This is a genomic window from Microcoleus sp. B3-A4, assembly GCF_036705385.1.
GTDB lineage: Bacteria > Cyanobacteriota > Cyanobacteriia > Cyanobacteriales > Microcoleaceae > Microcoleus.
This window is the reverse complement of record NZ_JAUBUI010000128.1, coordinates 1-11,299: the sequence shown is the minus strand read 5'-3', so window position 1 is coordinate 11,299 and position 11,299 is coordinate 1. Positions and strand designations below refer to the sequence as shown.

The window sequence follows — 11,299 nt, the reverse complement described above, 5'->3', positions numbered from 1 at the left end:
TCTATAGACAATGTGCTGTTTGTTATACTGATTTTTGGGAATCTTATTCAGAAGTGCTACCTTTTAAAAGACATCGATCTGTAGGTAAATAATCTGGGAAAACCAGTCATATTGAAAGACTTAATAATACTTTACGGCAGCGAATTTCTCGTTTGGTTCGTAAAACCTTGTCTTTCTCAAAAAAACTGCTTTCACCATATTGGGGCAATTTTTAACTGTGGACCTCAGTATAATTTTTGCATGAGAAAACGATATTTTTACTGTGCATGACTAACAACGCTACTTTATGCAGAGAGCAAAAAGCTTGATTATCATTACTATGCAGGACTAACAAAATACTATTGATTATTTTGCCAAACTATAACTGAAAAAAGCTGCAACATGGTTCAGACCTTCGCGGTATCGCCATTGAAGGCGTTCCAGACGAAGAGGTTAACCCCACCCCGGAAATGGCGACTATTTTGGGGCAAGCCTTTGTGAGTTTGCTGGTGCAAAAAAGTCAATAAATCAGCGGCAGAATTAACGATCGCGATCGGGCGCGACAGTCGCCTATCCGGGCCAATCTTAATGCAGCCAGTCATAGCGGGTATCACCTCAGTAGGCAGCCCAGGCTACGACTTTGAAATGGCTTCAACTCCCGCCAAAAGTTTGAGCATACCTAAACAATTTTTAGAGGAGGCACAGTATTGCTCAAATACTGTGCTTGCTGCGTAAGTCCTGAATATTGCTATTTCCTTGCCGCAGCATTGGATCTGGGGTCTAAAGCGTCTCGCAGCCCGTCGCCCAAAAGATTGAAACCCAGAACAGTCAAGGTAATGAACAAACCGGGAAACAAAATAGTCCAAGGAGAAGAAAGAGCGTATCCGCCCTTAAAAGCATCAGAAAGCATCGTCCCCAACTCAGGAACCGGCGGCTGTGCGCCCAAACCTAAAAAACCCAAACCGGCAGCTTCTAGTGTCGCCGTACCAGTCGAAAGAGTTGCTTGTACAACTAGAGGCGCCAGACTTCCCGGTAAAATGTGGCGAAAAATAATCCGCAAGTCGCTGGCGCCCAAAGCCTTGACAGCCAAAACAAATTCTTGTTCCCGCAGAGACAGCACCATACTGCGAGTTAAGCGGATGTAAATCGGAATTTGCACGAGGCTGACGGCGATAATTACGCTTTGCAGGCTCGGCCCGGTGACGGTAACAACGCCGATCGCCAGTAAAATCGAAGGAAAAGCTAGCAAAATATCCGCCAAAGTGCCGATCGCCATTTCCAGCAACCCCCGAAAATACCCGGCCACCAGCCCCAAAAGCGCTCCCACAATTAAACCCGCACCCACAGAAACCAGGCTGACGACTAAAGAGATCCCCAATCCGTGCCACACCCGCACCAACAAATCTCGCCCCAAACCGTCGGTGCCAAACCAATGTTTAGCGCTAGGAGCCACCAAGCGCGACAAATAATCTCGATCGACCGCCGGATCGTAAGGAGAAAGTAGGGGGGCCAACAGTGCCGAGAGCATCAGCGCTAAAGTCAAAATTAAGCCGATTTTCCCCGAAGTCGATTGCCAAAATCGTTGAAAAGCTGGTTGTGGAAATACTAAGTTTTTATTCAATCTTCGATTTTCCATCGAATGCTGTCACCAAAAAACAGAGGACTTGGGCAACTATTAGGATAAATTAACGATCGCGATCGCAGAAATACGTTAGCAATACTTCTTCCGGGAGACCAAAAACTCGGTGCGTGCATTACCGTCCACATCCAATTGCATTTTTCGCGCCAAATGGCGAATGCCTGAGTCCTTCCTTAAAGACCCTTTAAGATATAGAGAAGAAGATAAATTTAAAAGCACAATGACATCAATCCTACTCAAAACCTCAGCTCGATCGCCCCTCAACGCCCCAACAATCCGCCATTTCCCCAACGGCCTCACCGTTATAGCCGAACACTTGCCGGTCGATGCTGTTAACCTCAGCGTGTGGCTCAATTTAGGCTCAGCCGTCGAACCCGACGACATTAACGGCATGGCTCACTTTTTAGAGCACATGATTTTTAAGGGAACTCCGAGCATTCCCAGTGGCGAATTTGAGCGCGCGATCGAGCAACGCGGCGCTGTCACCAATGCAGCCACCAGTCAAGACTACACTAACTATTACATCACCACAGCCCCTAAAGATTTTGCCGAACTAGCTCCCCTGCAAGTCGATGTGTTGCTCAACGCCAGCATTCCCGACGACGCCTTCGATCGAGAACGGCTGGTAGTCTTAGAAGAAATTAGACGATCGGAAGACAATCCACGCCGCCGCACCTATCAGCGATCGATGGAATTAGCATTTGAAGTCCTGCCCTACAAGCGACCGGTACTCGGCCCGACTGCGGTAATCGAACAGTTGACAGCGCAACAAATGCGGGATTTCCACAGCAGCAGATATCAGCCAGGGGCGATGACAGCCGTAGCTGTAGGCAATTTGCCAGTCGAGCAACTAATAGAAATTGTCGCAGACAGTTTTGCAGCAAAAAGTACAGCACAAACCAACAACATAAATGTGCCTGCTGTCGGCAACTTTCACCCAGAATCCCAAATCCCCAACTACGGCCAAGAATCGCCGTTTACAGAAACAGTCCGCCGGGAATTTGTAGACTCTGCCCTTCAGCAAGCCCGACTGATCGTGATGTGGCGAGTGCCAGGTTTCATGGAAATGTCGGAAACTTATGCCCTCGACGTTTTGGCGACAATATTGGGTCACGGCCGCACAACTCGCTTGGTTCAGGATTTGCGCGAGGAAAAAGGGCTAGTCTCCTCAATTTCGGTCAGCAACATGACTCAGCGACTTGGCGGTGTATTCTCCATTTCCGCTCAACTACCGACAGAAAACTTGGCAGCAGTGGAAGCTGCCATCGTCCAACACATCCGCACTCTCCAAACCGAACTGGTGACAGATGCCGAAATTTCCCGCATCCGCACTCAAGTAGCAAATCGGTTTATCTTTGGTAACGAAACTCCGAGCGATCGAGCAAATTTGTACGGTTACTATCAGTCGATGGTAGGAGATATCGCTCCCGCCCTCAACTATTCCGCCTGCATCCAAGCTCAGACTGCTGAGGATCTCCGAGAAGCCGCCGTTAAATATCTGTCTCCCGACGCGATGGGTGTTGTGGTAATTCGTCCCGACGAAGCATAAATTGGACATCGCCTCAACAGGGCAATTCTCCCATCCCTCTGCTTTTGAGCCATCCAACGGCATTCGGCATTCGGCAGAAACAATGTCAACGGGCACGAGGGATTTTTAGTCAATAGTGCGTGAAATTCGATCGACCCGCGCCTTGAAGGTTTTGTGTCAAATAATTAATATGAAGCCTTTAAGGTATGGGCGATCGGCAAAATTACCGTAATTTTATAAGACGAGAAACTGGGAATTATTGACGAGTCAGCAATTTAGTCTAGGGAAACCGGATCGATCGGCGATCGTAATTCTAAAATCTAAAATCTAAAATCTAAAATCTAAAATCTAAAATCGATTGCTCGGTAAAATTACCGTAATTTTATGAGACGATAAACTGGGAATTATGGACGAGCAAGCAATTTAGTCTAGGGAAACCGGATTTATCGGCGATCGTAATTCTAAAATCTAAAATCTAAAATCTAGAATCTAAAATCGATTGACAGGGGCACGCAAGCATGAAATTACAAAACTTTCTCAACTCAAAAATTAGGTACGATGCCAAAGCAATTGCTGCAGACGACGAACTCAGTGGTCAAATTCAAAGCCGCCTCATTGACCTGGGTTTACTGAAGCCTCCCGTAGACGGAATTTTTGGCCCTCTCTCTACCGCCACCCTCCACCGATTTCAAACTCTGATGAAGTGCGGCGAACCGGGTTTTTTGGGAGCAGTCACAGCCAAAAAGCTGATTGAAACCAAACCAGAGGAGATTCCCACACATCCCCTGATCCTGAAAACGCTCAGAGACACCATTTTTAAATCAAAACCGCTGGCGTCTTCTCAACTTCACGACTCGGAAAAACAAGTAATACCAGCCGGAAAAGAGTTTGAGATTCTGGCTTTTGCTCCTGCTCGCGGTCACATCAGAGTTGCTCTCCGCAACGAATCTTTCAAAGGTTCAGGAATTTGGTATGTTTTTGGAGCACACGCTCAAATTACTCAAGAGAGCGTTCTGTTTTTTCCCAAACCGAATCCCCCAACTGTCAGGCTCGGCATTCCTTACCGATCGCAAATGGATAACTTGAATAATCCTACGGGTTCTTGCAATGTAACTTCATTAGCGATGTGTATGGACTTTTTGAAAGTGCCACGGCGCAAACAAAGCGGGCAATATGAAGACGAACTCTACGAATATGCGATCGCCAAAGGTTACAGTCGCTGGGACCCCTACGATTTGGCAAAGATTGTTAGAGATTACGGCGCTCAAGATTTCTTTACCGAGAATGCAACTGTTGATGACGTTCAAGATTGGCTAGCCAGCGGAAATCCCGCTGTCATCCACGGATACTTCACGTCTTTCGGTCACATTATAGTGGCATCAGGCTACGACAGCGAGGGATTCTTCGTTCACGATCCCTATGGTGAGTGGTTCCGAAGTGGCTACGATACAAGTGTCAGCGGTGCTTACTTGCACTATACTTACCGCTTAATCCGCAGCCTCTGTATGCCTGACGGGAATTTTTGGGTTCATTTTATCTCAAATCATTGTTAAAAGTCATTAGTCATTAGTCATTAGTCATTAGCTAAGAGATAAGTTGCCCCGGGAATTATTCGACGATTCAAATCGCTTAAGAGTCAAACGAAGTCCGAGCAGAGGAAGACTAAAGAGTAAAAGGGGTATTAAAGCTGAATTTGGTATTAGCCATATTTTCTATCACTAATGACTGCTGACTAATGACTAATGACTCTGAATTTTCATACTCAAATCCAGCCAAGTCGAGCGCGTAATCGGAGCACTGGTAGAAATATAGTCAACTCCGGTTTCGGCTACACTTCTAATTGTTTCTAAAGTAACATTGCCGGAAGCTTCAATTTTTACCCGATCGCTCTTTTGGCGAATTATTACCACAGCCTGCCGCATCAAATCAAAGGACATATTATCTAACATGATAATATCGGCTTTGTGCTGCAAAGCTGTCTCTACCTCAGCGAGAGTTTCGGTTTCGACTTCGATCGTCAGCGGATAGGGGATAGAATTGCGAATTAGGGCGATCGCCTCTGCAATTCCCCCAGCCGCCGCAATGTGATTGTCTTTAATCATCACCGCGTCATCTAATCCCATCCGGTGATTGCAAGCACCGCCGACTTGAGTCGCGTATTTTTCCAACAATCTCAATCCGGGCGTTGTCTTGCGCGTATCCACTAATTGCACGGGCAAATCGGCAATTTTGTCAACATATTTCTGAGTTAAAGTAGCGATGCCGCTTAAACGCATTGCCAAGTTTAAAGCTACTCTTTCTCCGCTTAGCAGCGCATCGAAATTACCGGAAATCTCGGCAATTACTTCTCCTTTTTCGCACAGTTTCCCTTCCGGTACTTGGGGGATGAAACTGAGGCTGCTGTCTAAAAGTTTAAATGTGCGATCGGCAATTGGCAATCCGGCAATGACTCCAGCTTCTTTGACTATCCATTTAGCTGTACCCTGGATGCTGTTTGCGGGAAATAAAGCCGATGTTGTGCGATCGCCCCTACCGATATCTTCTAGTAGCCAGTTGTGCAATAGGGAGTCTAAAACTATCCAAGGCGGTAATATTGCTGTCATGTTTTTGTCGGTTGTTATATCAAGATGATATCTACTAGGAAGAATAGTCGATCGGGTAATTTTAGGCAAGTTGCAAAATAATCTGACCACGCGGATGTCCTTGTTGGCTTAATTACAGTTTGCTCAACAGGCGCAGTTTTTTAGTCAATCACCTGTTGACAAAGTTGGGTGTCGCTGATTTAATAGAGTGAGTTTGCTTTGTCGCAAGGAAAATTAGCGCCAAACAAACAAGCTCATCTGATTTATGAGCAAGCAGAGGCTTTGGGGTGAGCCACTAGGGCTAAGGGTAAGTTTGCTAGTAAATTTGGAAGTAACGAACTTGATAAATTAGAGTTCGGATTTGATTATTTCGCCTAAAAACTACATTCAAGCTACAAATACTCAGTTATGACTCACCTAAATATTTCTCCTCTCAACCGTCGCTCTTTTCTTAGTTATGTTGCTTTAGGTACTTTGGGTTTATTGACAAAAGACTTGCTTGATCCAGCTAGCGCTATGGCTGATAGCGAGGGATTAGATAAAAATCCATCTAGGTTGGAGACATATCATATTTTTGTTCCTTATACCACAGCACGCAACGGAGGAAAAGAAACATTTACTTTGCGATCTGGAGAACCTTGTCAGGTAGCAATTCCCTCCAAAACCCCAGATAGCCAACAGATTACCATCCAAGGGCGCGGTCAAGACGGTAAAGATATTACTGTAGTTTTGCATACCTTATACGATAGACAACTCGGAATAAAAGAGGAAATTTATCAAGAAATTGACAAAAATACGCAATTTATCAAAGAAGCAAGCAAAGCTAAATGCAAATTTGTTTATGAGCAAATCGAGGATGGTGAGTATATTAACGATGTGATTGCCTTGGATTTTCTTGATTATGTGATAGGCTCCTCAAAGCTAGACAACAAAATTAAAGAGCGTTACGAAATCGCCAGTAAAAATTCGCGCTTACTCGGAATTGAGCAAGCCATTGAAATGGCATTAACTCAATCTAAACTAACTGAGGCAGAAAAGAAACTAATTAGAGGAACTTTTGCCTCCGTCCGTGCCAGCGAACCGGTTCCTGACTTTAAGGCTCTCACAGCGATTGACTCAATTGTTGCCGCGTCGGCACTGCCTTTAGAAATCAAGGAGAAATACTTTTTAGCCAGTACCAATTTAACAGCCTTAACAGTAGACTTCATTCTTGTCAAACTGCTCGAGGACAACCAAAAATTAACTCCCGATCAACCGAAAAATTACCTGTCAACTTATCAGCAGGTACGTGCTGGAAAAACAGTAGAAGATGCCGCAGCTTTAAAATCCCTAGACTCATTCATCAGTAATGCTGAAATTCCAGAAAATGCTAAAGTTGTTTACTCAATAGCAAGGAAACACAATTTAGATAATCAAGTTGCTTCTGGTGAAAAAGCCGATGCTTTTGTCCCAACTGATAAAGAATTCAAAAAACTGATGGAGGATGCTCAAAAAAGAGGAGCAGCAATTGTTCCAGTAGCTAAGAAAATACTGAGTATGATCGGAGTAAAAACAGCAACAGGTGTCACTATTAGTAGTTTATCAGGAGGGGCTGCAACCAACGCGACTTTAGCTGCTTTAGGTTTTGGTTCCGTCGCATCTGGTGGTTTAGGAATGCTGGGTGGTTTAGCAGTAGTAACAGGAGGAGCCGCGCTAATAGGAGCAGCAGGAATACTTTCTATTGCGTTAGTTTCAGAAATGGATAGCGAAGACCAAAAAAATCTGGGAATTGCAATTGGTACAGGAACAATCGCCGGTACTGCAACTGTTTTAGCTGTTTGGACTGCTGCGACTGCTTTGGAAGTAGCCGGTACATTGTCTGGTGCTGCTGCTATTACTGCCACTATTTCGGCTCTTGGTGGACTCAGTTTAATCACGGGCGGTTCTGCTCTTGTTGCATGGGGTACTGCATATATGATTTGGTTATTGCTCAAATCTGAAAAGACTCGCGATTCATCTGAAAAGACTCGCGATTCATCCGTGCTGCACCAATTAGAAACTCGAACCTACACCTATACTGAAGATATAATTCCCGGTTATTGGGGAGAAATTTTTCAAAAGAATGTAATTCCAAAAAATGGCATTAAAGAGGGATTTTCTGCTCCTAATATCCCCTTAGATAAACTGTCAAACGCCCTGTCTTCCTGGCTATCTCTTGACTCTGGAGAAAAAGTAATCGCTTTGATAAACAACAGTGCTTTTAAGGATGCAAAAGAGGGGGTTGTATTTACAAACGCAAAAATGGCTTGGAAAGTATTTCTAGTTTCAGAAGCTGATTCAATTAACTATGAAAACTTAGCAAAATTTGCCAAGGCGGAAAGCAAATTAACTTCACTGCTATCAGAGCCGAACCAGAAACAGGAATTGTCTAAGTTGAAAAAAATAGTAGATATTTTGTCAGATGAGAAATACTCTACCAATTTATCTAAGTTGCAAGAGTTAGTAGCTATAGTGGGGAGTGACCAAAACTTATCGGATCTGGTTTCTAATGAGAAGTATAAAAACAAGTTGCCAAAATTAAAAAATGCAGTAGCTATTTTATTAGACGAGAAGTACACTCAGAACTTGTCTAAGTTGAAAGAGGTTGTAGATGTCTTATCTAATGAACCTGATTTAGGAAAATTTTTCTCGTCGCAATTAGTGTTACAGCTATCTGACAAGAACTATACCAATGACTTGTCTAGGTTAAAAAAGGTAGTAGATACGTTTCAAAATGAATCTGACAAGGACAATTTTACTAAATTGCTTCGACAAATTGGTCAAAAATATAGCACTGTTTAGGCAGCAACTTTTGCCAGCGATTCTGGCTATGAGGAAGGCGGAAGGCGATCGCCCACTATTGACTGCTAAAATTAAGGGCGATCGCTTGTTATGATTGTATTAAAATAAAAACGACTAAAATGGGCAATTATTATGACTATTCCTGATATTGCGTTCGCCAAATTGCAGCGACTTCCCGAATCATTTCTGCCCGAAATCAACGACTTCCTCGACTTTGTGATGCACAATCACCAAAATAGAATAGCTGAACCCAAACTCCCAGACGATATTGCTAAAGCTGGGGCAAAATGGTTCGAGGAAGTCGATCGCTTGGAAGTAATGACTAATGAGCCGGATAGCGAATTCAAGCTACAGTAAAAGCTATACCAGTTCATCTAACTCAAGAGCAGGCGGAGACTTGACGGTGGGCAAATAGCGCTGAGGGGAAGTTTGCACGAAATTTGAGCGGGTGGAATTCGGATAGTTATGCTAATTTAGAATGCAAAAAAGATGTTCGGCGTTTGGGGGTAACTTTGGAAGTGGCGGCGTGACCAGCTACTTCGGGGTTCTGCACGATTTAGGTAGAGCCTTTAGAAAAGCGTAAATTCAAGACGTAAACGCTGTAAGGGAAAACCTATCCTAAACATATGAGTTTTCCGTTTTCCAGCTTAAAGGCTTAAAATGAGCAAATAGGGGCACTTGGTCAAGCAAATCTCCTGTAGGGCTAGATAAGGTTATATGGTGCACCAGAGTTTAGGACAACGGTTATCCAGTCTCAGAGTTGGGCAAAAGATCGGTTTAGGATACGCCCTTGCTCTAGGCATTGCTGTGTCTGGAACAATTGCTGGTTTTGGAGTTGGGGATCATTATCAACAAGAAACTCAAGAGCGAAAACAACACGCGCGTAACGAAGTGGAACTTCTGCATCGTCTGCAATCTCGTGTTCTCCAAGCCCGAACCCACCAACAACAACTCATTCCTTTAGCGCTATACCCAGAAAAATTTCAAGATGAATATGCTCACTTGCTGAAGCATAAAGCTGAAATCCAAGAAATTTGGGCTGAACTTAAGGCATTTGTGGCAAAGTCTCCGACCCTACAAGCTGCTGTGCATCAAGCAAGGATTCTAGCCTTCTTGCAAACCTATGACAGTGTGCCACAACTCTACTCACAGGAATTAGAACGCCGAGTTGAACGAATTCGTAGTCTGGATCTTGCGTCACCCACTGATGTTGAGCAAGCCCAAGCGCTGATGTTGGAATTTACCAACAGCGATTTGGCGCTTGAATTCGATGGCATCTCGGATGATTTGGTGGGTTTAATTGACCAAGCTTACCAAGAACTTGATGTAGCAACAAGGTCTGATCGACAGGCTAGTGAATTTGCTGAGAAAGTGGTGGTTGCAAGTATCGGATTGTCTGTTGCGATCGCCATTCTTTTGGCACTTTTGACCAGCCGAGCAATTGCCCAACCCATTCAATCTCTGACCAGCGTTGCCAGACGAGCTACTGAAGAATCTAATTTTGAGTTACAAGCGACTGTTGAGCAAGATGATGAAATTGGAACCCTTGCTAATGCTTTTAACCAGTTAATTCGCGCTGTTCAACAACTGTTACAGCAACAGAAAACAGCCAACGAACAACTCGAAAACTACAGCCAAACGCTTGAATCTCAAGTTGAGGTAAGAACCCAAGAACTCAGCGACAAAAATACCCAATTGCAAAAACTCTTAGAGCAACTGCAACGCACTCAGGTTCAGATGGTGCAAAGCGAAAAGATGTCTGCTTTGGGGCAAATGGTGGCAGGGGTAGCACACGAAATCAACAATCCAGTCAACTTCATTCACGGCAACCTGAATCATGTGCAGGAATACGCCCACAATTTATTAGGTTTGGTGCAACTTTACGAGAATTACTATCCCGACCCTGCACCCGAAATCCAAGCTGAGGCGGAAGATATTGATATGGAGTTTATCCAAGCCGATCTACCTAAAGTCCTCGACTCCATGAAACTCGGCACCGATCGCATTCGTCAGATTGTTTTGTCACTCCGCAACTTTTCACGAATGGATGAAGCTGAGTTCAAAGCCGTCGATATTCATGAGGGCATTGATAGTACGTTGTTGATTTTGCAGCATCGCTTGAAAGATAAACCAGAGCGTCCAGCGATTCAAGTAATTCGTGATTATGGTAATCTACCGCTAATAGAATGCTATCCTGGTCAAATCAATCAGGCGTTTATGAACATCCTGGCAAATGCCATTGATGCGCTGGAAGAAGCCAACGTCAAACGAACCTATCAGGAGATCAAGGAAAATCCCAACCAAATTACCATTCGGACTGCCATGATTGATTCAAGATGGGTAAAAATTGCAATTTCTGATAACGGAATGGGAATGCCTGAATCTGTTCAGAAACGCCTCTTCGATCCATTCTTCACCACAAAATCTGTCGGTAAGGGAACGGGCATGGGGCTGCCGATTAGCTATCAGATTGTCACGGAGAAACATCGCGGTAAATTAGATTGCTTCTCAATAGCTGGTAAGGGAACCGAGTTTGTGATTCAAATCCTTGTCCAGCAGCAAATCCGTGATCCGGTCTAACAAAATGCGCCCCACCGCCGAAAGGTTTTCTGTTAGGCTTTTGAGGTTATCTGCTATGAGGTTTTAGTTGTAATATTCACTTTCTCTTTTGGCCTAACTCCCCAAAAAACTAAAGCCCTTTTCCGTTGTTGCGGGAAAAGAGCTTTAATTTATTATTAACCTGGCACTGAG

The 11,299-nt window shown here is 44.2% G+C and carries 9 protein-coding genes and 2 pseudogenes; 8 read left to right on the top strand and 3 right to left on the bottom strand.

The features are described from left to right. Nucleotides 1–270: pseudogene (locus QUB33_RS27670) on the top strand (IS1 family transposase); the annotation flags it as partial. Between the two features lie 116 nt (nt 271–386). Here QUB33_RS27670 and QUB33_RS27665 read toward each other — a convergent pair. Beyond that, the gene (locus QUB33_RS27665) at nt 387–581 is read right to left on the bottom strand and encodes a hypothetical protein (protein ID WP_333357276.1); all 195 of its coding nucleotides are present in this window, start codon (nt 579–581) and stop codon (nt 387–389) included. On the opposite strand from QUB33_RS27665, the gene QUB33_RS27660 reads away from it, so the two are divergent. Next, a complete protein-coding gene (locus tag QUB33_RS27660; RefSeq protein ID WP_333357279.1) occupies nt 526–714 on the top strand; it encodes a hypothetical protein in 189 nt (62 codons plus the stop codon). The genes QUB33_RS27665 and QUB33_RS27660 overlap by 56 nt on opposite strands. Nucleotides 715–727: 13 nt before the next feature. Here QUB33_RS27660 and QUB33_RS27655 read toward each other — a convergent pair whose 3' ends face one another. Continuing rightward, nucleotides 728–1,615, bottom strand: a complete 888-nt coding sequence (locus QUB33_RS27655) for an ABC transporter permease (RefSeq protein WP_333357272.1) — start codon at nt 1,613–1,615, stop codon at nt 728–730. Between the two features lie 223 nt (nt 1,616–1,838). Here QUB33_RS27655 and QUB33_RS27650 point away from each other — a divergent pair, with 223 nt between their 5' ends. Further along, nucleotides 1,839–3,167, top strand: coding sequence for a pitrilysin family protein (locus QUB33_RS27650; RefSeq protein WP_333357269.1), 1,329 nt, complete (start codon nt 1,839–1,841; stop codon nt 3,165–3,167). A 497-nt stretch (nt 3,168–3,664) separates the two neighbouring features. Continuing rightward, the gene (locus tag QUB33_RS27645) at nt 3,665–4,699 is read left to right on the top strand and encodes a C39 family peptidase (protein ID WP_333357266.1); all 1,035 of its coding nucleotides are present in this window, start codon (nt 3,665–3,667) and stop codon (nt 4,697–4,699) included. A 186-nt stretch (nt 4,700–4,885) separates the two neighbouring features. On the opposite strand, the gene nadC is transcribed toward QUB33_RS27645, so the two are convergent. Continuing rightward, on the bottom strand, nt 4,886–5,749 hold the full coding sequence (gene nadC / locus QUB33_RS27640) for a carboxylating nicotinate-nucleotide diphosphorylase (protein ID WP_333357263.1): 864 nt from the start codon (nt 5,747–5,749) through the stop codon (nt 4,886–4,888). Between the two features lie 387 nt (nt 5,750–6,136). Between nadC and QUB33_RS27635 the strand changes: the two genes are divergently transcribed. From QUB33_RS27635 to QUB33_RS27625, 4 genes and pseudogenes are all read left to right on the top strand, one after another. Next, nucleotides 6,137–8,548 (top strand): hypothetical protein, encoded by a 2,412-nt coding sequence (locus QUB33_RS27635; protein WP_333357260.1) that lies wholly within the window; start codon nt 6,137–6,139, stop codon nt 8,546–8,548. 132 nt (nt 8,549–8,680) lie between these two features. Next, nucleotides 8,681–8,905, top strand: coding sequence for a hypothetical protein (locus tag QUB33_RS27630; protein ID WP_333357257.1), 225 nt, complete (start codon nt 8,681–8,683; stop codon nt 8,903–8,905). A gap of 56 nt (nt 8,906–8,961) precedes the next feature. Then, nucleotides 8,962–9,078, top strand: a pseudogene (locus QUB33_RS29750) (DUF6753 family protein); the annotation flags it as partial. A 187-nt stretch (nt 9,079–9,265) separates the two neighbouring features. Beyond that, on the top strand, nt 9,266–11,128 hold the full coding sequence (locus tag QUB33_RS27625; protein WP_333357254.1) for an ATP-binding protein: 1,863 nt from the start codon (nt 9,266–9,268) through the stop codon (nt 11,126–11,128). Nucleotides 11,129–11,299 lie beyond the last annotated feature (171 nt).